The sequence below is a fragment of the Streptomyces sedi genome, from assembly GCF_006335015.1.
Classification (GTDB): Bacteria; Actinomycetota; Actinomycetes; order Streptomycetales; family Streptomycetaceae; genus Streptomyces; species Streptomyces sedi.
Map to the genome: position 1 here is coordinate 76,943 of NZ_VDGT01000023.1, position 23,181 is coordinate 100,123.

Sequence of the window (23,181 nt, forward strand, 5' to 3'; positions counted from 1 at the left end):
GCTACGGTCGCTTCGGGGAGTGGTGCCGCTCCAGACCTTGCCACACCTGGTCGTAGTGGCGCTGGCGATGGGGCGCGTCGGTGGCTGCCGCGGTCAGCGTCACCGGCCAACGTGTCTCGAACATGAACGCGAGCCCGTCGTCGACCCGTTGGGGCCTCAGCTCGGCGGCGCTCGCCCGGTCGAAGGTGGCCCGGTCGGGACCGTGGGCGGACATCATGTTGTGCAGCGAACCACCGCCGGGCCGGAACCCCTCCGCCTTCGCGTCGTAGGCGCCCTCGACCAGCCCCATGTACTCGGTCATCACGTTGCGGTGGAAGTACGGCGGCCGGAACGTGTCCTCGCCGACCAGCCAGCGGGGCGCGAAGACCACGAAGTCGACGCCCGCCTGGCCCGGCAGCTCGGACGGCGAGGTCAGCACCGTGAAGAGCGACGGGTCGGGGTGGTCGTAGCTGATCGTGCCCAGCACGTTGAACCGGCGCAGGTCGTAGAGGTAGGGCACGTGGGTGCCGTGCCAGGCCACCACGTCCAGCGGCGAGTGCGCGTACTCGGCGGCCCACAGCCGCCCGCAGAACTTGTTGACCACCTCGACCGGCCCCTCGGACTCCTCGGGGGCGGCCGTCGGCGCCAGGAAGTCGCGGGGGTTGGCCAGGCCGTTGGCGCCGATCGGGCCCAACTCGGGCAGGGTGAACGGCTGGCCGTAGTTCTCGCAGACGTATCCCCTGGCCTCGCCGTCCGGCAGCTCCACCCGGAAGCGCACCCCGCGCGGGATCAGCGCCACCTGCCCCGGCGCCGCCACCAGCACGCCCAGCTCGGTGCACAGCCGCAGCGCCCCGCGCTCGGGCACCAGCAGCAACTCGCCGTCGGAGTCGCCGAAGACCCGGTCGGTCATGGGGGAGTTGGCGTGGTAGAGGTGGATCGCCATGCCGGAGCGCAGCCGGGCGTCCCCGTTGCCGCCGAGCGTCCACAGCCCGGCGACGAAGTCCGTGCCGGCGGGCGGCTCGGGCAGCGGGTCCCAGCGCATCCGGTTCGGGTCGGGCTCGGTCTCCTCGAACGGCGCGCCGCGCAGCGAGCCGTTCCCGATGCGGTGGAACGGCGGGTGCGCGGCGGAAGGGCGCGCACGATAGAGCCATGTGCGCCGGTTGTGCGCCCTCGGCTCGGTGAACGCCGTGCCGCTGAGCTGCTCGGCGTAGAGCCCGAGGGGCGCGCGCTGCGGGGAGTTGCGCCCCACCGGGAGCGCGCCGGGCTCGGCCTCGCTGCTGTGCTCGTTGCCGAACCCGGACAGATAGCGCGGCGCGGCGTCGGCCGGCCGCCCGTCCCCCGCCGCCGACGCGGTCACCTCTTCGGTGTCCATCCCACACTCCCGCCGCCCGATGATTCCTTCGGTGTCGCTGAGGAATCGACGGTAGAAACGTCCGTCGGGCAAGTCAACGACCCTGCGGAGTACGGCTCAACAACTCGGCCGTCTGCCGCCGGTTGCGATAGGGCTGCAACGCCTGGCGCATCGCGCGGAGCGCCTGCTCGGCGTCGCCGGAGCGCAGTCGTTCCCGCCCGTCGAGGAAGCCGCTCCAGGCCGCGCACGCCTCGTCCAGCCGCCCGGCGCGCAGCAGGAGTTGTCCGAATCTCGCCTGCGTCAGTGCCCGCCCGCGCAGATCGGCCGCCGAGCGTTCGACGGTCGAGCGCCGCAACGCCCCCAGCGCCCCCGGCAGGTCGCCCAGCGCCTCCAGCACCTCCGCCGTCTGGAAGTGCAGGGCCGCCGCCGGATAGCTGTCGAACGGTCCCCCCTGGGTCCCCGCCTGCTCCGCCGCCCGCTCGGCCCGCCCCAGCGCGGCCAGCGCCTCCCTGCGGTCCCCGCTGTGCGCGAGCACCACGGCCAACTGGGTGCCCACGTAGAGCTGGTGGGGCACGGGCGCCCCCCGCGCGCCCTGGTGCGCCGCCTCCGCGAGCTGGAGCGCGGAGGGCAGATGGCCCAGGCGCTGGGCCTGCGCGCTCATCGCGCGCAGCACCACGCTCCACGCCGTGCGGTCACCGGACTCGCCGGCCAGCCGCTGCGCGTAGTTGTAGTAACGCTGGGCCACCCCGTGCAGCAGCCCGTCCTCGTACATCCTGGCCAGCAGGAACGCCAGCCGGCTCGCCAGCACCAGCAGCTCGGCGCGCATCCGGGGCGTCTGCCGGGAGCCGAGCAGCGGCACCACGTCGTCGGCGAGATAGGCGGAGAGCGCGCTGCGCGCGTGTCGCCCGCCGTGCGAGTCGATCGAGGTGGCGAAGAACTCCACCGCGTCGTGCAGCGCCTTGGTCTCCTCGGTCCGCCGCCCCAACCCCCGGAAGAGTGGCGGGCCCTGCGGCGGCTTCGGCACCACGGCGTCGGCGACCCGGTACGGGCGCTGGTGGAGCGGGACCCGGCGGGCCGCGTCGGCGTCGGAGCGGCACAGCGCGGTGAAGCCGGTGACGGGGTCGATCGGCGGGCCCTCGCTGGCCAGGTCGACGAAGCCGGCGGCCTCCGGCGTGATGGCGCGGCCGATCCGCCGGGAGAGCGCCTCCGCCGCGAGCTGCGGCACGGGGTGGCGCGGCTGGGTGCCCGAGAGCCAGTGCGCGACGGCGGTGCGGTCGTACCGGAGGGAGGAACCGATCTCGGCCCCGAGGATGTTCACGGAACGCGCCAGCGCCTCCTGAGTCCAACCGGCCTCGGTGAGTAAGGCGCGCAGCCGGTGGTTCGGCCCCTGCCGCTTCTTCATGCCCTCAGTCGTCTCACGCGGGGGGCGCGAGACACCAGGGCGCATGGAGGCATGGGGCGCGGGCGTCCTGCACCCCGATCACACGATCGGGTTGCTTTTGGGGCATCCGCTCACTCTCAAGTGGCGTGTGCCGGGCGGTTGGTTGACCGTATGGGCATGAATGATCCCCACGCCTACGCAGCCGTCGTCCGCCCGCCCCAACCGTCCGACACCGCCCCGCCCACGCCCGCCGAACCCCGGCCGCCCGCGCCGCCGCCGGGCGCGAACACCCGAGCCTGCCCCGGGACTCGGGGGTGCGAGGGCCCCGGCCGTCTCAGAGGGCGAAACGGGTGAGGGTCTCCGCGGCGCACACCGGCCTGGCTCCGCCCTCCCGCTCCACCGTGACCGCCAGTGTCAGCTGCCAACCGCCGGGCACCGGCTCCGCGTTGACCACCGAGCCGTGCGCCCGCACCCGCGAGTCCACCGGCAGGGGGGCCGGGAAACGCACCCGGTTGCTCCCGTAGTTGAGCGCCATCCGCACCCCCTCGACGCGCAGCAGCTGGGGGGTCAGCACGGGCAGCAGGGCCAGGGTCAGATAGCCGTGGGCGATCGTCGCCCCGAAGGGGCCGGTCGCCGCCCGTTCCCGATGGGTGTGAATCCACTGGTGGTCGCCCGTGGCCTCGGCGAACTGGTCGATCCTGCGCTGGTCGACCAGCAGCCACTCGGTCGGGCCCAACGGCTCGCCGATCGCGCCCGGCAGCTCGTCGGGCGAGGAGAAGATCCGGGGTTCAGCCATCGGGCCAGGATACTCACGAGTAGCCCCGCGGGGGAGTGCGCGCCCGCGCTCAGCCGAGCGTCACCACGGTCAACACCCCGGCCGCCACCGCCAACAGGACCACCGCACCCGCCGCGAACAGCACCGTCGACGCCGCCACCCCCTGGCCGCCGCTCCGCGACAGCGCGACGATCCGCCGCTGCGCCAGCACCAGGAAGCCCGCCCAGACCAGCCCTCCGCACGCCACCACCCACGCGCCGACCAGCACCCCCGAGCCCGCCATCACCAGGCCGCGCACCGCCAGCCCCAGCGTCAGCGCGAACGCCAGCGTCGTCCGCCGCCAGGAGAGCCGGGTGCGCTCCGCCTGCCCCCCGGCGTCGGCCCCGCCGCCCGGGCCTAGCGCGGCCACAGCAGCGCGCCGATGACCAGCAGCGCGATGAGCACCGTGCCCACCGAGAGCACCGCGGGGAAGCGGGTCAGCGGCAGGTCGTCGCCGCGCCGTATCGCCCGTTCCGTGCGCACCCAGCGGTCGACGGCCCGCACCGCGCACAGCGCGCCGCCCGCCACCAGCAGCAGCGCGACCGTGGTGCGGAACGCCCGCGGCAGCTCGGTCAGGAACTGCTGCACGGCGATCCCGCCGGCCAGCAGCGCCAACGCCGTCCGCAGCCAGGCCAGAAACGTCCGTTCGTTGGCCAGCGAGTAGCGGTAGTCGGGCGTCGGCCCCTCGTCCCGCACCCGCCGCGGGGCGAACCACCAGCGCAGGGTCTCGCGCACGCGTCCGATCATGTGTGTGAGCGTAGGTCACGGCGTTCGGTTCCCCGCGGGGCACGGTGTCGCGCCGTTTCGTCCCCTCCCCACGGTTGACGACCGCCTCCGGCCCGCCCAGGATCACTAACGGTCGAACGAAAGGTCCCTGGGATGGCGTATGACGCCGACGTGATCGTGATCGGTGCCGGACTGGCGGGCCTGGTGGCCGCGGCGGAGGCGGCCGACGCCGGCCGGAAGGTCATCCTGCTGGACCAGGAACCCGAGGGCTCCCTCGGGGGCCAGGCGCACTGGTCGTTCGGCGGGCTCTTCCTGGTCGACTCCCCGGAGCAGCGCAGGCTGCGGGTGCGCGACAGCCGCGAACTGGCCTGGCAGGACTGGCTCGGCACCGCCGGCTTCGACCGTGCCGAGGACCACTGGCCGCGCCGCTGGGCCGAGGCGTACGTCGACTTCGCGGCGGGGGAGAAACGTTCCTGGCTGCGCGGGCAGGGCGTGCGCTTCTTCCCGGCCGTCGGATGGGCCGAGCGCGGCGGCTACGACGCCTCGGGCCACGGCAACTCCGTGCCGCGCTTCCACATCACCTGGGGCACAGGACCCGGCGTCGTCGCGCCGTTCGAGCGCCGGGTCCGCGCGGCGGCCGAACGCGGCCTGGTCGACCTGCGCTTCCGCCACCGGGTCAGTGGCCTCGCGCGCACCGGCGGGCGGGTCGACACCGTCCTCGGCGAGGTACTCGCCGACGACACCGCGCGCCGGGGCGTGGCCAGCAACCGCGAGGTGGTCAGCGCCTTCGAACTGCGCGCCCAGGCCGTGATCGTCACCTCGGGCGGCATCGGCGGCAACCCGGAGCTGGTCCGCGAGGCCTGGCCCGAACGGCTCGGCGCCCCGCCGGCCCACCTGCTCAGCGGGGTCCCGGCACATGTCGACGGCCTGATGCTCGGCATCGCCGAACGGGCCGGCGCCCGGCTGATCAACCGCGACCGGATGTGGCACTACACCGAGGGCATCACCAACTGGGACCCCATCTGGGCCCGCCACGGCATCCGCATCCTGCCCGGGCCCTCCTCGCTCTGGCTGGACGCCAGGGGACGCCGGCTGCCCGTCCCGCTCTTCCCCGGCTTCGACACCCTGGGCACCCTGGAACACCTCAGGCGCACCGGCCACGACCACAGCTGGTTCGTGCTGACCCAGAAGATCGTCGAGAAGGAGTTCGCGCTCTCCGGCTCCGAGCAGAACCCCGACCTCACGGAGAAGAGCCTCCGCCAGGTCGCCGGGCGCGTCCGCCCCGGAGCCCCGGCCCCCGTGCGGGCGTTCCTCGAACGCGGCGCCGACTTCGTCGTGGAGCACGAACTGGGCGCGCTGGTACGGGGGATGAACGCCGTCTCGGGTGAGCGGCTGATCGACGAGGGCGAGCTGCGCCGGACCATCGAGGAACGCGACCGCGAGATGGGCAACCGTTTCACCAAGGACGCGCAGATCACCGCGATCCGGGGCGCGCGCGGCTACCTGGGCGACCGGCTGGTGCGGGTCGCCTCCCCGCACCGGCTTTTGGACCGGAAATCCGGGCCGCTGATCGCGGTGCGGCTGCACATACTGACCCGCAAGACGCTCGGCGGGCTGGAGACCGACCTCTCCGGCCGGGTGCTCACCGAGGGCGGCGAGCCGCTGCCCGGCGTCTACGCGGCGGGCGAGGCCGCGGGCTTCGGCGGCGGTGGGATGCACGGCTACCGCTCCCTGGAGGGCACCTTCCTCGGCGGCTGCCTCTTCTCCGGGCGCACCGCGGGCCGCGCCGCCGCCCGGGACCTCTGAACCCGCCCGCCCCGGAACGAGGGAGACCCCGGGGCGGACGGCCGGCGCCGACCACCCCGGGGTCTCCCACCGAGCGGGGTACCGCTAGGACTTCGCGGGACCCGAGGGCCCGGTGTCCTTGACGTCCGTGGAGCCGGAGCCCCCGCCGTCCTCGCCGTTGCCCTCGCCCGGGCCGATCCGGATCTCGAAGTCGCCGGCGTACTTCTCGCTGCCCGCGATGACGGCCATCTCGACGACCTCCTCGCCCTTCTCGGCGCGCAGCACCAGGGCGTCGCGCCGCAGGTCCTTCATCAGCGCGAAGCAGAGGCCGATCATCACCACGGTGAACGGAACGGCCGCCAGAATCGTCATGTTCTGCAGGCCGTCCAGGGCCTTGTTCTCCCCGTCCTCGCCCGTGCCGCTGCCGACCAGCAACATGATCGCGGCGACCGCACCGGTCAGGGCGCCCCAGAAGATGACGACCAGGCGGTGCGGCTCCTGCGAGCCGTGCTGCGAGAGGGTGCCCATCACGATGGAGGCCGCGTCGGCACCGGAGACGAAGAAGATGCCGACCAGGATCATGACCAGCAGCGAGGTGACCGTGGCGATCGGGTACTCGGCGAGCACCGCGAACAGCTGCGCCTCCTCGGCACCCTGGCCGGCGACGTCCACGCCGCTCTCCTGCACCCGCATCCCGGTCCCGCCGAAGATGGCGAACCACAGCAGGCTGACCGCGCTGGGCACCAGGATCACGCCGCCGACGAACTGACGGATGGTGCGGCCACGGCTGATGCGCGCGATGAACATGCCGACGAAGGGCGTCCAGGAGATCCACCACGCCCAGTAGAAGACGGTCCAGCCGGAGAGCCAGGCGCCGACGCCCTCGCCGCCGCTGGCCTCGGTGCGGGCGGCCATCTGCGGCAGCTGGTCGACGAACGAACCGATCGAGGTGGGGATCAGGTCCATGATGATGACGGTCGGACCCGCGAGGAAGACGAACAGCGCGAGCAGGCCGGCCAGCACCATGTTGATGTTGGACAGCCACTGGATGCCCTTGGCCACACCGGAGACGGCGGAGAGGATGAACGCCGCGGTCAGCACGGTGATGATGACGACGAGCAGGCCCTCGCCGACGTCGGTCATCCAGTCCAGTTCCTCTATGCCGCTGCCGATCTGGAGCGCGCCGAGACCGAGGGAGGCGGCGGAGCCGAAGAGGGTGGCGACGATGGCCAGGATGTCGATGACCTTGCCGAGGCCGCCCTCGGCGCGACGCTTCCCGATCAACGGGGTGAAGACGGCGCTGATCGTCTGCCGGCGCCCGCGCCGGTAGGCGCTGTAGGCGATGGCCAGACCGACGACCGCGTAGATGGCCCAGGGGTGCAGCGTCCAGTGGAAGAGCGTGGTCGCCATGGAGGTCGCCATGGCCTCGCCGGAGTCGCCGGGCGTGGTGCCGGGAGGGGCGGTGACGTAGTGGCTGATGGGCTCGGCCACTCCCCAGAACATCAGCCCGATGCCCATGCCGGCGCTGAACATCATCGCCACCCAGGACACGGTCTTGAACTCGGGCTCCTCGCCCTCCTTGCCCAGGGTGATCCGCCCGTAGCGGCTGGCGGCGAGCCAGAGCGCGAAGACCACGAAGCCGGACGCGGCGAGCACGAAGGCCCACCCGGCGTTCTTGATGATGCTCTCCAACGCTTCGCCCGCCGCGTCGGCCAGCGAGTCGGTGGCGACGGCGCCCCAGATGACAAAGGCGAGAGTGATCGCGGCGGAGACGCCGAACACCACGGGGTCGGTCCGTGGCTTGGCGAAGGCGGCCCGCCGGGGCTCTTCCGTTGTCGGTGAGTTCTGATCGCCTGGCACGCGATTCCACCTATCTGTTTCGTTGTGTTCCCTGGTCAGGATGGAAACCCGCACAGGGCAAGCGGTTGGTACGCGGTGGCGGCTACCCGGGCTCGGCACCGCCATGCGTCATGGTTATCGACCCGATACCTCACGTTCTTGGCAGAAAGTGATCCTGCCGACGCAAACGGTAGCCGCTGGGTCTGACAAAGCCCTTGATTGGGGTGGAGGTGTGGACGTAACGGCGTCGCCGGCGTCCGCTCTCCGTGTCGCGTCGCTCGCCCTGCGTTTCTCTCCACCGCCGGTATGAGGGCCCGTCAGGCCGGTCACGCCGTTCCGTATGTGGAGGATTCATGGTCGCGTCGCGGCGTCAAGAGGGCATGGGCGAAGGGCAGTTGATCGGGCGACAGCAAGAGGCGGTCAACGGGGTGAAGTGTTCGCCCAATGTCGCTCGTTATTGACATGGGCACTTCCATCAACGCGCGTTGCTTGGTACAAACGGTGCCACAGCGACCGCCATGGAGGTTCCGTGAGACTGACCAGACGCCTGTCCACCGCCGCCGCCCTCGTCCTCGGCTTCGCGCTGGCGATGATGGGCGCGACCCCCGCGCAGGCAGCCGGCCCCGCGTATGTGGCCCTCGGGGACTCGTACTCCTCGGGCAACGGCGCCGGCTCCTACATCGACTCCAGCGGTGACTGCCACCGCAGCGAGAACGCCTACCCCTCCCTGTGGGCCGAGGCCAACGACCCCTCGTCGTTCGACTTCGTGGCCTGCTCCGGCGCCGTCACCAGCGATGTGACGGGCTCCCAGCTCGGCGCGCTCGACAACTCGACCGGCCTGGTGAGCATCACCATCGGCGGCAACGACGCGGGCTTCGCGGACGTCATGACGACCTGTGTGATCAGCTCCGACAGCGGCTGCCTGAACCGGATCGCCACCGCGCGCGACTTCGTCAACAGCACCCTCGCCACCCGCCTCGACGGCGTGTACAACGCCATCAAGACGAACGCGCCCAACGCGCAGGTCGTGGTGCTCGGCTACCCGCGCTTCTACACCGAGCCCTCCGGCATCTGCCTCGGGCTCAGCCAGACCAAGCGGCAGGCCATCAACGACGCGGCCGACCTGCTGAACTCCGTGATCTCCTCGCGCGCCGCCGCCCACGGCTTCGCCTACGGCGACGTGGCCGCCGCCTTCGACGGCCACGAGCTGTGCTCGGGCGACGACTGGCTCCACGACCTGGCGCTGCCGATCTGGGAGGCCTACCACCCGACCGCCCTCGGGCACTCGGGCGGCTACTACCCGGTCCTCAACGCCAACGACTGACCCGCGTCCGCCCACGGCACGCGGCGGCGTGCCGTGGGCGGCTCACCGCCGCGCCGCCGACGGCCGAAGTCCCGCCCCCGAGCGGAATCCCGTGGCGGACGCCCCGCGTCGCGGGTGATACTCCGGCACCATGAGCACGTCTCCCTCCCCGTTCCCCGTCCTGTGGCTCAGCGGTCCGCCCGGGGTCGGGAAGTCCACCGCCGGGTGGGCCCTGTACCGGCGGCTCGCCGCGGGCGGGACGCCGGTGGGGTACGTGGACATCGACCAGCTGGGGATCAACTACCCCGAGCCGCCGGGCGACCCCGGCCGCCATCTGCTGAAGACCGGCAACCTCGCCGCCCTGGCCGCCAACCACCGGGCCCACGGCGCCCGTTGCCTGGTCGTCTCCGGGGTGGTCGACCCGGTGGCCGGCGTCGACCGGGGGCGGCTTCCCGGCGTGGACCTCACCCTGTGCGCGCTGACCGCGGGCCGCGAGGAGCTGAGCCGGCGCTACCGGGGGCGCGGCACCGGGCCCGAGCACCTGGCGAGGGTGCTGGCCGAGGCCGAGTGCGAGTCCCTGGGAACGGCAGCGGCAGGCCCGCCCGACGTGCGAGTGGACACCGACGGCCTGGCGCCGGCCGAGGTCGTCGAACGGGTGCTGGCCCACTGGTGTCCGCCGACAGCCGCTCCCGCGCCGCCGCCGGAGGAGGAGGCCGTGGGGGAGCGGGAGCGGAGCGACGCCCGCGTGGCCGTCCTGCTGCTCTGCGGCGCGGAGGCCGTCGGCAAGTCGACCGTCGGCTGGGAGGTGGGGCAACGGCTCCAACGCGCCGGTCGGCCCACCGCGTTCGTCGACCTCGGGCAGGTCGGCTTCCTGACGCCCGCGCCCGTCGACGATCCCGGCGGGCACCGGCTGCGCGCGGCCAACCTCGCCGCCCTCCTCGACCGCTACGCGGCCCTCGGCACCCGCCGGCTGGTGGCCGTCGGCCCGGTCCCCGACGCCGCGACCGCCGACCTCTACCGCCGCGCCCTGCCCGGGGCGGCGCTCGCCGTCTGCCGGCTGGACGCGGACCCGGGGACGCTGCTCGACCGGGTCCGCCGGCGCGGCGCCGGGCAGGCCCCGCCGCTCGCCGGCGACCGGCTGCGCGGCGCGCCGGACACGGCGCTGCGCCGCGTCGCCGCCGAAGCGGCGCGCGGGGCCCGCGCGTTGACGGCCGCCGCCGTCGGTGACCACCGGGTGGCCACCGACGGGCGGAGCGTCGCCGAACTCGCCGACGCCGTCCTCCGGCTCTGGGCGGCGGACGCCCCCGACGCCGGCTGAGCCTCAGCCCGCGCCCTCGACCACGAAGAACGTGGTCAGGAACCCGACCACCCGCCCCGCCGCGTCCCGCCCGACCCAGGTCGGGTACGCGCCGTCGCCCCAGCCGGAGGGGAACGCGACCATGCCCACCCCCGACTCCGGCTCCACCACGGCCGCCGGCCGGGGCGTGAGGGAGGGCGACGCCGTGCCGTAGACCGCGTCGATCAGCGGGCCCCCGTCGCCGTCCTCGCCCAGCAGCGGGCGCAGGCGCGGCGTGACCGAGGCGTCGACGAAGCAGGCGGTCCCGGTGTCCACGCCGTAGCCGAACCACTCGCCGTGCGCCAGCTCCGCCGGGTCCTGCCCGGCCGTGAGCGCCGCCGACCAGTCGGCGGCCGGCCGTTCGCCGATCCGCAGCCAGGCGGCCGCGGCCCGTTCGTGGGTGTACGACGCGTCGTCCGGGCGCGCGACCTCCGCGACGGAGAGCACCACCGGGTAGGTGCCCGGCGGCACCTCGTCGGTGAACGGCTCGACGCCCTCCTCGATGCCGATCATCGGATCGCAGGCGGCGACTCGCCCGGTCGGCAGCGTCAACGGCGCCTCGTGCAGGGAGACGACCGTGGCGATCAGCCCGTCCGCGCCCCGGTGGGAGCCGCCCACGGTGAAGAGACGCGCGACATCGGGGGCGGGGAGGGTCATCACGGGGTCCGATCGTGTGCTCGGGAAGGGAGGGGGAAGGGGGCGCGTTCGGGTCGGTGGGCGCCGTGCTCAGAACCCCCAGGGCGCGGGGTGCGGTTCCCGCGCCGGGTCGGGGGACCAGACCAGCCGGGTCTCCAACGCGTCGCCGAGCAGCGCGCGCAGCCGCCGGGCCGCCCAGCCGTTCCAGTGCACCGCCGTCGGGTACTGCGGGATCCGGAACGCGGGCAACGCCGTCGGGACGGCCTCGGGGCGCAGCACGGTCCGCTCCAACTCGCCGGTCGACTCGTAGCGCACCGTCGAACGGCCGGCATCCACACAGTCCACGACGGCGTCCACCCGCAGCAGCCGGTACTCCTCGGCTTCCAGGCCGTCGATCTCCACCGGCAGCAGCTCCCCCGCGGACGGGATCTCCTCGGCCAGCGCCTCGCGCGACCGGGCGCCCAGCACCGGGGCGCCCGGGTATCCCGAGGGGAATTCGGGCCTCCGGCCGCCCGCCGACGCGTACCACTCGGCGCGCACGCCCGTGGGCAGCGGTCTGGCGTCGCCGTGCAGCTGCCACTGGGCGAGCGCCGCCAGCGACTCGTTGGTCAGCCGCAACGTCGCCGTCTCGGAGGCGGAGGGGAGGAGCCGGTAGACCTCGTCCGGCTCGCCCCGGGTGGGATCGGTCATGGTCGTTGTGTCCAGACGTCGGCCGGATTGGACTGGTTGTTGGCGGTCTGAGTCGGAGTCAGCCCGTTCACCTCCGCCTGGACCTCGCTGCCGATCCTACGCAACTCGGCGCGGAGGTCCGCGGCGATCTGGGTCTGGTTGATCCCCTGCGCGATCCGGGTCTGCTCGAAGTTCTGGAGGTGGGTGTCGAGCCGGTTCAGATAGGCGTTGGTGTGGGTGTAGTTGTGCGGGCGGGGGTGGTTCAGCGGGACGCCGTTGGCCGCCTCGTTGACGTCGATGTTGTAACGGGACAGCAGCGCCCGCATGTTGGGCGCGCCGCCGCGGTTGAGCCCCGAGGGGACGATGTGCGCGGCGGCCTGGCCGGCGCCGACCGGGCGGCCGTCGGCGGTGAGGTTGCCGCTGAGGATCGTGGAGCACTGGGTCAGCCCCAGGTAGTCCGTCCACACCAGCGGGTTGAGCACGTAGCCGCGCGGGTTGGGCCCGGCCGCCAGGCCCAGCGGGTCGGGGGTGAGATACCGCCCGGTGTCCGGGTCGTAGGACCGGAAGTAGTTGTCGTGCAGGCCCGTCTCGGCGTCGTGGTACTGCCCGGGGAAGCGCAGCGGCGTCTCGGTGCGCGCCGCGGGGTCCTCCACGGTGCGTCCCCAGAGCGTCGCCTCGCGCCGCCAGGCGATCTCGCCGTCCTCGGTGACCAGCTCGGTGGGGGTGCCGACCAGATCGGTGACGATCGCGAAGAAGCGCTCGTCGACGACCTCCTGCGGCCGGTCGGCCGCGCCGCGCCGCTCGGTCTGGGTCAACGGGTGCACGTCGTCCCGCTCCCAGCTGAGCGTCACCGCCTCACCGCCGTCGACGAGCGTGGTCTGCTCGACGAGATGGGTCTCGGACCAGGTGAAACGCGTCTCCTCCACGACGCGTTCACCGTCGGCCGCCAACCGCAGCTTCGCCACCCGCCGGCCCTTGGCGTCGTGCAGATAGCGCCACCGCGTGCCGTCCGGGGTGACCACCCCGACCAGCCGGTCCTCCGCGTCCCAGGAGTAACGCCACACCTCGGGCTTCTTCGACAGCCGCTTCCGCGCCCGCAGCACCACCCGGCCGGCCGCGTCGAACTCCTGGCGGACGGCGCCGGCCCGCACCACCCGGGTGCCGGAGAACGTGCGCTCGCCCCTGGCGTCCGCCCCGCCGCCCTCGGCCGGCCACTCGGCGTGGGTGAGGTCGCCGGCCGCGTCGTAGGCGTACCGCTCGGTCCACTCCCCGGCCCGCACCTCGGTGACCCGCCCCGCCGCGTCCAGGCCGAAGTCCCGGCGCGCCGCCTCCCGCCCGGCGACCCGGTCGACCACCGCGGTCGGGTAGCCGTCGGCGCGGTAGTGGTAACTCCGCTCGCGCGGACCGCCGTTCGGCAGGGTCAGCTTCTGGGCGCTCAGCCGGCCGCCGTCGTCCCAGGACTGCTCAAGGACCGGGCCGAGGTCGCCCACGTGGCGGCTGACCTCCCGCCCCACCGCGTCCCTCCGGGAGGTCAGGGTGCGCCCCGCGACCGTGAGGCCGGTGCGCCTGCCGACGACGTCGTAGGCGAACTCGCTGGTCACCCCGGCCGGGGTGGTCCGTCGCACGGGCAGCCCCCGCGCGTCGTAGGCGGTGCGCAACGTCCGCCCGTCGACGGTCTCCTCGACGCACCGGCCGACCGGGTCGTAGGCGAGGGCCAGCGACACCTCGGGGCCGACGGCGCTCAGCAGCCTGCCCTCGGCGTCGTGGGCGTAGCGGATGACGGACCCGTCGACGTCCTTGGTGGTCAGCCGGCCTCCGTCGTCGTAGGCGAAGGTCACGGTCTGCCCCAGCGGGTTGGTCCGCCGCACCAGCCGGCCCAGCCCGTCGTGGGCGTAGGTGAGCGTCCGCCCGTCGAAGTCGGTCTCCGAGGCGAGGTGGTAGCCGGCGTTGTACGTGTACTCCCAGGCGCGGTCCCGCGCGTCGGTGACGCGGACCAGGTGCAGCTCCGTGTCGTGCGCGAAGCCGTGCCGCCCGCCGTCCGGGGTGCCGCGCGCCGTGAGCTGCCCGAACGGGCCGAACTCCCGCCAGGTGGTGCCGCCCAGCGGGTCCGTGTGGCCGGTGCAGTTGCCCTCGCCGTCGTAGGACCAGCTCTCCACGGCGCCGTCCGGCGCGGTGCGGGAGGCCAGCAGCCCGTCGTCCGTCCAGGTCAGCCGGGTGACCTGGCCGAGCTGGTCGGTGATGTCGGTGGTCCTGCCGCACGCGTCGTAGGCGTAGTGGAGGGTGGCGCCCAGCGGGTCGGCGGTCGCGACCGGCCGGCCCGCCGCGTCGTTGACGAACGTGTGCGTCGCGCCCGCCGCGTCCGTCAGCGACGTCAGCGCGCCGAACCGGTCGTAGGCGAACGTCGAACGCGCGCCCGCCGGGTCGGTGAGCGCGACGCGGTTGCCGCGCGCGTCCCACTCCGTGCGCCACACCGCGCCGTCGCGCCCCCGGCGCTCCACCGGCAGGTCGTTCTCGTCGTAGGTGACGGTCGCGGCGCCGCCCTCGGGCTGCCGGACGGCGACCAGGTTGCCCCGCGCGTCCCACTCCAGCCGCACGGTGTTGCCCACGGCGTCCGTGAAGGAGAGCAGCCGGTCGTAGCGGTCGTGGGTGCGCTCCGTGTGGTGGCCCAACGGGTCGGTCTCGCGCACCAGTTGGTAGCTGTCGTTGAACTCGTAGACGAAGGTGTTGCCCAGCGAGTCGGTGAACAGCGTGCGCCGGGACGCCGTGTCGTAGCTGATGCGGCTGGCCAGCACGCCGCCGGAGCCGTCGGTCGCCACGCAGCGGCCCTGGTCGTCGTACGTGTACGTGTACCAGTCCCCGAGGCGGTCCTCCCAGCGCACGATACGCCGCCTGTCGTCGTAGAACAGCCGGCGGGGCCGTTGGTGCGGGGCGTGGTGGATCTCGGTGAGGTTGCCCCGCTCGTCGTACCCGTAGCGCACCAGCGGGCGCCCGTTCGCCGCGCCGCGCACCCGGAGCGCGGTCACGCGCCCGCCGCCGGTGGTGATGTCGACGTGGTAGCCGCCGTCGTGGACGAGGGAGGCCGGCGCGCCCTCGGCGTCGTAGCCGACGGTGATCCGGGTGCCGTGGCGGTCCTCCACGGCGATCAGCGGCAGCTCGCCGCCGCGCCGGCCCCGCACCGGCGCGAAGTGCAGCGCGTGGCCGGTCTCCGGCTGCCGCACCACGAGCGGGGCGCCGGGCTGCCCGGTCTCCCAACCCAGCTCCCAGCGCGGGCCCTCCACGGGCAGCACCGGCTCGCCCGGCAGCGGCCGGGGGTAGTCCAGCACCATGCCGTCGTCCGTGACCAGTCGGGCGCCGCTGTCGTCGAGAACCAGCCGCTGGTCCAGCGTGGAGGCCCAGTTGGGGCCGAACCAGGTGCCCTCGCGCAGGCTGGTGCGGTAGTGGCGGCGGACCACCAGCGGCAGCACGCCCGGCAGTCGGAGGTCGGTCTGGTCCATGACCATCTCGCCCGTGGCCATGTCGACGGGGTCGGTCCTGCACACCAGGTCGTCGCCGCCGCGCCCCAGCCGGCGGAGGTTCTGCCCGAGCCCGCGCACGCCCTGCTGGATGCCGCGCAGCCCGGTGCGCCCGAGGCCGCGGAGTCCTCGGGCGAGGCCGCCGAGCGTCGTGAGCCCCTTCAGGCCCGGGATGCAGTCGAGTGCGGCGAAGGCGACGTCGAGGAGTCCGGCCTTGCCCTGGGCGAACTTGATGAGGGTGTCGGCGAGGACGACGACGGCGGCGGCGAGGACGACCCAGGCGAGGGGGCCGCCGATGATCATGACGACGACGCCGAGGACGGCGACGATGACCTTGCAGATCTCGACGAGGGTGTCCCAGGCGTCGGAGAACCACTCGATGAGCTTCTCCCACCACTTCTTGTTCTGGATGCCGGCGTCGGAGGCCTCCTCGATGCCCTGGGCACAGACGCGGGCGGCCTCCTCGCGCATCTCCTGGGCGTCGAGGGCGAGTTGGCGGGCGGCGGAAAGGCGTTCCTCGGCGTCGGCGACGCGGGACTGGGCGGCGCCGGCGGCGGCCTCGGCGGCCTGCTGGTCGCGGGCGGCGGCGCGGACGTCGGACTCGGCGGGGGGTTCGACGTCGTCGCGTTCGCCCTCGCGTTGGAGGCGGTCGGACTCCTCGCCGGCGCGGCCGACCCAGTCCTCGGCGTCGCCCAACGCGCCCTGGGCGGCGGCGAGGTCGACCTGCGCGGAGAGCGCGCGGTCCAGGGCGCGGTCGGCCATGCCCTGGGCGGTCTGGAGCTGCGGCCAGTAGCCGTCGAGTGCCTGCGCGCACAGGCCGTAACTGTCTTCGAGCTTGGTGAGGTTGCCCGGGACGCCGTCGAACTCGGCGCGGAAGGTGTCGGCGGAGAGCCCGGCCCACTCCAGCATCGCGCGCTCGGAGGACATCGCCCGGATCTTGCCCAGCGCCTCCCCGACATCGTCGGCGAACTCCTGGAGCTCCTGCGCCAACTCCCTTACCTCGTCGGGATCGCCGGGCGTCGGGTCCCGGTCCATGTCGACGGGCGACCAGTCGGACGGACGTGCCACGGGCTTCCCCTCCCACGGGCGGCGGGGGCGCGACCGGAGCGAGGGGGCGCCACCCAACGCGAGCACACGCTGACGTGGCGTCAGTATCGCCCAGACGGCGCGGCGAGGGAATCCCACATTCGGGCGAAGTCGGGACGCGGCTGCGGGAGTGGCGTCGGCGCGGGCGGCTGAGTCGACCGGAGCTGTCCTCGAACGGGCGCGCACGGCCGCCCCGACGGGCTGAGCCGTCCGCGTCACTCGTCGGGGCAGCGCACCTCGTCCCTCGGCACGTAGTGGGTGTCGAAGCTCTGCCGGTCCACCTCGGAGCCGTCGCGCACGAAGATCCGCTCGACCGTGACGTCGAAGCCCTCCAACGGCGGCTGCGGCACGCAGTCCTCGCCCTCGCCCTCCCGGCGTTCCGGCTGCGCGACGTTCTCCCGCGAGCCGGTCTCGGAGCGCACCTCGTCGAAGCGCCCGGTGCCGAGGAAGGTGATGGTCACCGAGCTGTCGCCGGCCGAGGCCAGCACGTAGAGCGCGTTCCCCGAGTCGTTGCGGAAGCGCAGGTCGAGGCTGCCCCAGGCGACGGTGGCCTCGCGTCCCTCCGGGTAGCGCTCGATGTAGAACGAGTGCGCCCCGTACTCCACGATCTCGACGCCGGCGAAGAACATCGCGTTGAAGACCGTGGTGGCCACGGCCGAGACGCCGCCGCCCTGCGCGGTCTGGTACTGGTCGTCGAGGATGATCACGCCCTCGACGAAGCCGTTCTCCGGGGTGCGTTCGCCGACCGTCTCGTTGAAGCTCCACACCTCGTCCGGCAGCACCAGTGAGCCGTTGATCAGCTCGGCGGCCCGGCCGATGTTGGTGATCCGGTAGGCGGCCGGCTCGAACTCGACGGTGAAGGAGGAGATCTCCTCGACCACGCCGAGCTCGCGGAAGTTCTCCTCGCTCAGGGTCGGTTCGACGGTCTCCATCGGCAGCACGCCGGTGCGCGCGCCCGCGCCCGCGCCGGTGAGCAGCGGCAGCACGGCGGGGCCGACCTCCGCGACGTCGACCTCGCTGCCCTCGCCGCCGCCCGAGGCGACCACCTCGCCGCCGGACAGGCTCAACGTCGCGTCGCTCGGCTCGGTCGAGGCGGCCTCCAGCATCGGGACCACCCGTTCGTCGCCGACCAGGCCCTCCTCGTCCAGCCGCGGCTCCAACCCGCCCTCGTCGTCGGCCTCCAGCGTCAGATGGTCGCCGAGCACCGCGGGGGAGAGGGAGACCTCGGCCCCGCCGTCCTCGGCGCGCAGCACCACCGGGCCCGACATGGCCGGCTCGGCGAACTCCGCGAGGGCGCGCGCCACCTCGTCCTCGTCGGTGCGGGGCGCGGCGAGCGAGACCGGAAGCCGTACCGGCTGGGTCTCCTCGCGGAGATAGCCCTCGCGCAGCAGCTCGACGGAGGGGCCCACGTCCAGCGCCCTGCCCGAGGACGGCTCGGTGACGCGCACCGCTCCGTCCTCGAAGGCCACGGCGCCCTCGGTGACGGCGGCGTCCGCCGCCTCGGCGAGGCCGGTCAGCGCCGCCTCGGAGCGCTCCTCGTGCTGCACGACGACGGGGTCGAGCGCGCCGCCGCCGGTGCCGAGGAGCTGCCCCAACACGCCCGGGCGGCTCGCTCGTTCGACCGTGGCGGAGACGTCGAGGAGCAGTCCGGCCTCCTCGGGGTCGACCTCGTGGACCTCCTCGTCCCGCTCGCCGAGCACCACCCGGATCGGCGCCGACCGCTCCTCGCGCAGCTCCTCGTCGAGCCGCTCGGCGGCGGCCTTCTCGGAGAGCCCCCCGATGTCCACGCCCAGCACGGTGGTGCCGGAGGCTATCCGCCCGCCCCAGACCATGCCGGCCAGGAGATAGAGGAGCACGACGACCAGCAGTCCCGCGCCGCCCCACAGCGCCCAGCGCTGCCAGTGCGGCGGGTCGGGCCGCGGCACGCGCGGCGGATGGGCCGGGATCGGCGGGATGACGGCCACGGAACTCCCTTGAGGCGACGGGCGGCGAGCGTGCGACGCGGGAAGTACAGCCTCGAAAGGCTAGCAAAGGCCGGGCCGTCGACAAGGTCCGGGTGACAGAAACGTGCGGCCTCGGAACGTTCCGGTGCGGAAACGCTCAGCATGTGGAAAAAAAGGGCCAACCGCTGCGGTGGGACGCGTGTGCGAGGGCTGGTTCAGCCGGGAAGCAGCGCCTCGCGCGCCCGGGACGGCGCCCGCTCGGTGGCCGAGGCGGCGGGGGGTGCGGCGGCGGGGTCCGACTGCTGGGCGGCGGCGGTGAGTTCGGCCCAGACGGTGCAACCGGACCGCTGGTCGGGGGAGACCACGCCCCAGCGGACGGCGAGCGCGTCGAGCAGCAGCAGGCCCCTGCCGTTCTCCGCCTCCGAGTCGGCGGCGCGCGGGCGGGCGCGGGAGAGTCCGGGCCCCTCGTCGGCGACCTCGATCCGCAGCAGCTGCCCGCTGGACCACAGCAGGCATCTGACGTGACTACTCCGCGTGTGCAGTATGGCGTTGGTGACCAGCTCGGAGACGACCAGCAGCGCGTTGTCGCAGGTGGTGCTCGGCAGACCCCAGCCGTACAGTTGGTGCCGCACCCGGCGCCGGGCGACGGCGACCGAGGTGTCCCTGGAGGGCAGGGCGAAGCTCTCGCCCGGCGGTCGCGGGGGAGCTGCCGCTGGTTCTCCGAGGGGGGACGGCGTCGCGCCGTGAGCAGGGGGCACGAGCGTGGTCGCCTTCCGGGGAGCTGGGGCCGTCGTGAGCCGGGTCACGCGAACAACTATGCGGTGGGTGTGGCGTCCACGCAAGGGGAGTTCTGCAATTCGCAGAAAGCGAAGGGATCTCTGTGGATGTCGCTACCCGGTGTGGCAAACTTCTGTGCAGCGTAGGCGAGATGACGAAGGCGCGGCACGAACGGCAAGAGGAGCCAAGGTGGCAGAGGCGCGGTCGGGGCCGACCGTGGGACAGATCGTCCTGGGGTTGCGGCTGAAGGAGTTGCGCGAACGGGCCCGGTGTTCCTTCGCCGACGCGGCTGCCGCGCTCAGCGTCAACAGCACCACCGTGCGCCGGATGGAGAAGGCCGAGGTCGGCCTCAAGCCGCTCTATGTGAAGGCCCTGCTGGAGCGGTACGGGGTGGGTGCCGAGGAGTCCGAGTCCTTCCTCCGGCTGGTCGAGGAGGCCAACCGCCCCGGCTGGTGGCACGGCTACCGCGACGTGCTGCCCGACTGGTTCAGCCTCTATGTGAGCCTGGAGGGCGAGGCCAGCCTCATCCGCGCCTACGAACCGCACTGCGTGCCGGGTCTGCTGCAGACCGCGGCCTACGCGCGCACCCTGCTGCGCACCGGGTTTCCCGGCGCCTCCGACGCCGAGTTGGAGCGCCGGGTAGCGCTGCGGATGGAACGTCAGGAGCTGCTCACCCGGCCGCGCGCCCCACTGCTGTGGGCCGTGATCGAGGAGCATGTGCTGAGGCGTCGGGTCGGATCACAGGCCGCGATGCTCCAGCAGGTGGACCGGCTGATCGAGGCGACGCAGTTGCCCAATGTCACGCTTCAGATCATGCCGTTCAGCGCCGGACCCCATCCCGGCATGTTCGGGCCTTTCCAGCTTTTTCGATTCGAGATCCCGGAGCTGCCCGACATCATCTACGCCGAGAGTCTGACCGGAGCGACCTACCTCGACGAGCGGCCCGACACCGTGGCCTATCTGGAGGTTCTGGACCGCATGGGAACGCAAGCGGCGTCAGCGCAGGACACCGAGGTCATCCTCGGTGAGATTCGCAAGGAGCTGACCGCATGATCACACACATATACAACGGAATGCCGGCGAGGGAGCTGGGCAGCGAGGGCTGGCGGAAGCCGTGGAGCGGCACCAACGGCGGGAACTGCGTCGAGGCCCTGAAGCTCTCCGACGGCCGGGTGGCGATCCGCCAGTCGACCGACCCGGACGGCCCGGCGTTGATCTACACCATGCACGAGATGGAGACGTTCATCAGCGGCGCCAAGCGCGGTGAGGCCGACTTCCTGTTCGCCTGACCCCGCCGTGCCGCACGCGTCCTGCCGTGTGGCGCCCGACCGGGCCACCCCTCGGCCCGTGTGAGCCGACCGACCACCAGCACAGCACAGACCCCCCTTGACCCGTCCGCAGAGGCGGGGTGCATCCTCCGACCCCCGGGCCGCGGCGTGGGGGTCTTTTCCGTGTCCGGGGCCGGCGCCGCGTCGTTGTACGGGCGGGCGCGCGTGATCCATGTCTCAGGGGGGCACCCGACGGCAGTCCCGCCCCAATGGTTTAGGGTTCAACCATTGTATCGGTCCCGCTCGATCCGGAGGTCAACTCCCCATGTCCACTCCCGTCAAGGTCGCCATCGTCTACTACTCCTCGACCGGAACGGTCTCCCGGCTCGCCACCGAGCTGGGCGACGCCGCGACCAAGGCCGGCGCCGAGGTGCGGGTGCGCAAGGTGACCGAGCTGGCCCCCGCCGAGGCCATCGCCTCCAACGAGCGCTGGGCGGCGCACGCCGAGGCCACCGCCGACGTGCCGGTCGCCACCCCGGACGACGTCCTCTGGGCGGACGCGGTGATCTTCGGCACCCCGACCCGGTTCGGCAACGTGGCCGCGCAGCTCAAGCAGTTCCTCGACACCCTCGGCGGGCTCTGGGCCGAGGGCAAGCTGGCGGACAAGGTCTACAGCGGCTTCGTCGGCACCGCCACCCTGCACGGCGGCCAGGAGTCCACGCTGCTCGCCCTCTACAACTCCGTGCACCACTTCGGCGGCGTGCTGGTGACCCCCGGCTACACCGACCCGTCCAAGTTCGCCGACGGCAACCCCTACGGCACCTCCCACGTCGACGCCCAGGGCGCCAACCCGGTCGACGAGGTGGCCCTCACCGCCGCCCGCGTCCAGGCCGAGCGCGTGGTCCGTCTCGCCGCCGCGGTCCGCACCGCCTGAGCGACGGCACCCCGCGACGCCCCGCACGGGGGCTGACGCGACGAACCCCCGCCGCCCACCCCGGACTCGGGGCAGGGCGGCGGGGGTTCGTCGCGTGGCGGGGCCGTCAGCGGCCGGGGCCGGTGTGGGTGCGCAGCGCGATCTCGCGGATGAAGACCGTCAGCAGCAGCGAGCCCAGCGCGATCGGCGCCGTCGTCAGGAACACGTCGGCCACCCCGTGCCCGTACGCGCTCGCGACCACCGTCCGCACCGGCTCCTCCAGCGCGGCCATGTTCGGGATCTGCCCGCCGCCCTCCGGGGCCACGCCCAGCTCGGCCAGCCCGCTGCTGGAGTAGTCGGCCACCCGGTTGGCCAGCAGCGCGCCCAGCACGGCGACGCCGACCGCGCCGCCGAACGTGCGGAAGAACGCGACCATCGAACTGGCGGCGCCCAGGTCCCCGGGGGCCACCACGTTCTGCGCCGCCAGCACCATGTTCTGCATGGTCATGCCGATGCCGAGCCCCAGCAGCGTCATGGAGACGGCGATCTGCCAGTAGGGAGTGTCGTAGCGCATGACGCCCAGCAGCGCGCAGCCGCCGGTCAGCAGCACCCCGCCGGCCAGCAGCCAGGACTTCCAGCGGCCGGTCCTGGTGATCAGCCGCCCGGAGACCGTCGAGGCGAGCGTCATGCCGGCGATCATGGGGATGGTCATCACGCCGGACATGGTGGCGCTCTCGCCGCGCGCCAGCTGGAAGAACTGGGCGAAGAAGACCGTGCCGGCGAGCATCGCGACGCCGATCAGCAGCGAGGCGGCCGAGGTCAGTGAGATGGTCCTGTCCCGGAAGAGCCGCAGCGGGATGATCGGCTCGGCCGCCCTGGTCTCCACCAGGACGAAGAGGGCCGCCAGCAGCACCGAGCCGCCGACCATGGCGAGGCTCTGCCAGGACGCCCAGTCGTAGGAGTCGCCGGCCAGCGTCACCCAGATCAGCAGCAGCGAGACGGAGGCGCTGACCAGGCCGGCGCCCGTCCAGTCGATGCGCACCCCGGGGCGCCGGGTCACGGGCAGCTTCAGCGTCCGGTGCAGCACCACCAGCGCGGCCACGGCGAACGGCACGCCGATGTAGAAGCACCAGCGCCAGCCGAGCCAGGAGGTGTCGGTGATCACGCCGCCGATCAGCGGCCCGCTGACCGTGGCGGCGGCGAAGGTGGCACCCAGGTAGCCGCTGTAACGGCCGCGCTGCCTCGGCGGGATCATCGCGGCCAGGATGATCTGGGAGAGCCCGATCAGCCCGCCCACACCCAGCCCCTGGACCACCCGCAGGGTGATCAGCATGGCCGGGCTCTGGGACAGACCGGCGATCATCGAGCCGATCACATAGATGCTCAACGCGACCTGGATCAACAGCTTCTTGTCGAAGAGGTCGGCGAGCTTGCCCCACAGCGGCATGGAGGCGGTCATCGCCAGCAGCGTCGCGGTGACCACCCAGGTGAAGGCGGACTGACCGCCGCCCAGGTCCGCGATGATGCGCGGCAGGGCGTTGGTGACGATGGTGGAGGAGAGGATCGCGGCGAACATGCCGAGCAGGAGCCCGGAGAGCGCCCGCATGATCTCGGGGTGGCTCATGTCCGTGGACGCGGGCGCCGGGATCTCCGGCGGCTGGACGGGGTCGACGGCGGTGGCCGGCTCGGGTATGGATTCGCTGCTTCGCGTGGTCAAACGATCTCCCCATGATGTGGTTCCGCCCGCGACCCTATGACAAGTTGCTTACTACACGTAAACGAGTTGGGGAAAGCTTTAGGCGGTTCGGGATATCGCCCACGTTCCCCGGCGCCCCCGGTCGCTCCACGGGGCGCTCGGATCGA

At 73.1% G+C, this 23,181-nt stretch carries 17 protein-coding genes and 1 pseudogene; 6 read left to right on the top strand and 12 right to left on the bottom strand.

Annotated features, from left to right (window positions below):
- Position 1 precedes the first annotated feature (1 nt).
- From hmgA to FH715_RS24285, 5 genes are all read right to left on the bottom strand, one after another.
- Positions 2 to 1,351 (bottom strand): homogentisate 1,2-dioxygenase, encoded by a 1,350-nt coding sequence (hmgA, locus tag FH715_RS24265; RefSeq protein WP_139648900.1) that lies wholly within the window; start codon positions 1,349 to 1,351, stop codon positions 2 to 4.
- Positions 1,352 to 1,424: 73 nt separating this feature from the next.
- A complete protein-coding gene (locus FH715_RS24270) occupies positions 1,425 to 2,732 on the bottom strand; it encodes an NsdA family TPR-like regulatory protein (RefSeq protein WP_139648902.1) in 1,308 nt (435 codons plus the stop codon).
- 313 nt (positions 2,733 to 3,045) lie between these two features.
- Positions 3,046 to 3,507 (bottom strand): MaoC family dehydratase, encoded by a 462-nt coding sequence (locus FH715_RS24275; protein ID WP_139648904.1) that lies wholly within the window; start codon positions 3,505 to 3,507, stop codon positions 3,046 to 3,048.
- 49 nt (positions 3,508 to 3,556) lie between these two features.
- A complete protein-coding gene (locus FH715_RS24280) occupies positions 3,557 to 3,895 on the bottom strand; it encodes a DUF202 domain-containing protein (protein WP_139648906.1) in 339 nt (112 codons plus the stop codon).
- Positions 3,883 to 4,272, bottom strand: a complete 390-nt coding sequence (locus tag FH715_RS24285; RefSeq protein WP_139648909.1) for a YidH family protein — start codon at positions 4,270 to 4,272, stop codon at positions 3,883 to 3,885. Before FH715_RS24285 ends, FH715_RS24280 begins: the two co-directional genes overlap by 13 nt.
- 108 nt (positions 4,273 to 4,380) lie before the next feature.
- On the opposite strand from FH715_RS24285, the pseudogene FH715_RS24290 reads away from it, so the two are divergent.
- Positions 4,381 to 6,057, top strand: a pseudogene (locus FH715_RS24290) (FAD-binding dehydrogenase); the annotation flags it as partial.
- Between the two features lie 84 nt (positions 6,058 to 6,141).
- Here the strand turns inward: FH715_RS24290 and FH715_RS24295 are convergent.
- Positions 6,142 to 7,896 (bottom strand): BCCT family transporter, encoded by a 1,755-nt coding sequence (locus FH715_RS24295; RefSeq protein ID WP_246108947.1) that lies wholly within the window; start codon positions 7,894 to 7,896, stop codon positions 6,142 to 6,144.
- Between the two features lie 568 nt (positions 7,897 to 8,464).
- Here FH715_RS24295 and FH715_RS24300 point away from each other — a divergent pair.
- Both FH715_RS24300 and FH715_RS28380 read left to right on the top strand, forming a co-directional pair.
- Positions 8,465 to 9,199: an SGNH/GDSL hydrolase family protein gene (locus FH715_RS24300; protein WP_139648958.1), complete on the top strand. Its 735-nt coding sequence runs from the start codon at positions 8,465 to 8,467 to the stop codon at positions 9,197 to 9,199.
- A 130-nt stretch (positions 9,200 to 9,329) separates the two neighbouring features.
- Positions 9,330 to 10,496, top strand: a complete 1,167-nt coding sequence (locus tag FH715_RS28380; protein WP_170184806.1) for an ATP-binding protein — start codon at positions 9,330 to 9,332, stop codon at positions 10,494 to 10,496.
- Between the two features lie 3 nt (positions 10,497 to 10,499).
- Here the strand turns inward: FH715_RS28380 and FH715_RS24310 are convergent, their stop codons facing one another.
- From FH715_RS24310 to FH715_RS29400, 5 genes are all read right to left on the bottom strand, one after another.
- Complete coding sequence (locus FH715_RS24310; RefSeq protein ID WP_246108948.1) at positions 10,500 to 11,171, bottom strand: DUF4241 domain-containing protein; 672 nt, start codon at positions 11,169 to 11,171, stop codon at positions 10,500 to 10,502.
- Positions 11,172 to 11,240: 69 nt separating this feature from the next.
- A complete protein-coding gene (locus FH715_RS24315; protein ID WP_139648915.1) occupies positions 11,241 to 11,840 on the bottom strand; it encodes a hypothetical protein in 600 nt (199 codons plus the stop codon).
- Positions 11,837 to 16,399, bottom strand: a complete 4,563-nt coding sequence (locus tag FH715_RS24320) for a DUF6531 domain-containing protein (RefSeq protein ID WP_139648917.1) — start codon at positions 16,397 to 16,399, stop codon at positions 11,837 to 11,839. Before FH715_RS24320 ends, FH715_RS24315 begins: the two co-directional genes overlap by 4 nt.
- Before the next feature lie 233 nt (positions 16,400 to 16,632).
- Positions 16,633 to 18,381, bottom strand: coding sequence for a VanW family protein (locus FH715_RS24325; RefSeq protein WP_342782190.1), 1,749 nt, complete (start codon positions 18,379 to 18,381; stop codon positions 16,633 to 16,635).
- A 194-nt stretch (positions 18,382 to 18,575) separates the two neighbouring features.
- A complete protein-coding gene (locus FH715_RS29400) occupies positions 18,576 to 19,118 on the bottom strand; it encodes an ATP-binding protein (protein WP_170184807.1) in 543 nt (180 codons plus the stop codon).
- A gap of 208 nt (positions 19,119 to 19,326) precedes the next feature.
- Here FH715_RS29400 and FH715_RS24335 point away from each other — a divergent pair, with 208 nt between their 5' ends.
- The 3 genes from FH715_RS24335 to wrbA all read left to right on the top strand — a co-directional run bounded on the left by FH715_RS24335 (position 19,327) and on the right by wrbA (position 21,339).
- The gene (locus tag FH715_RS24335; protein ID WP_139648921.1) at positions 19,327 to 20,190 is read left to right on the top strand and encodes a helix-turn-helix domain-containing protein; all 864 of its coding nucleotides are present in this window, start codon (positions 19,327 to 19,329) and stop codon (positions 20,188 to 20,190) included.
- A complete protein-coding gene (locus FH715_RS24340) occupies positions 20,187 to 20,426 on the top strand; it encodes a DUF397 domain-containing protein (RefSeq protein ID WP_097230235.1) in 240 nt (79 codons plus the stop codon). Before FH715_RS24335 ends, FH715_RS24340 begins: the two co-directional genes overlap by 4 nt.
- Positions 20,427 to 20,730: 304 nt before the next feature.
- A complete protein-coding gene (wrbA, locus tag FH715_RS24345) occupies positions 20,731 to 21,339 on the top strand; it encodes an NAD(P)H:quinone oxidoreductase (protein WP_097230234.1) in 609 nt (202 codons plus the stop codon).
- A gap of 106 nt (positions 21,340 to 21,445) precedes the next feature.
- Here wrbA and FH715_RS24350 read toward each other — a convergent pair whose 3' ends face one another.
- Complete coding sequence (locus tag FH715_RS24350; protein ID WP_139648962.1) at positions 21,446 to 22,942, bottom strand: MDR family MFS transporter; 1,497 nt, start codon at positions 22,940 to 22,942, stop codon at positions 21,446 to 21,448.
- Positions 22,943 to 23,181 lie beyond the last annotated feature (239 nt).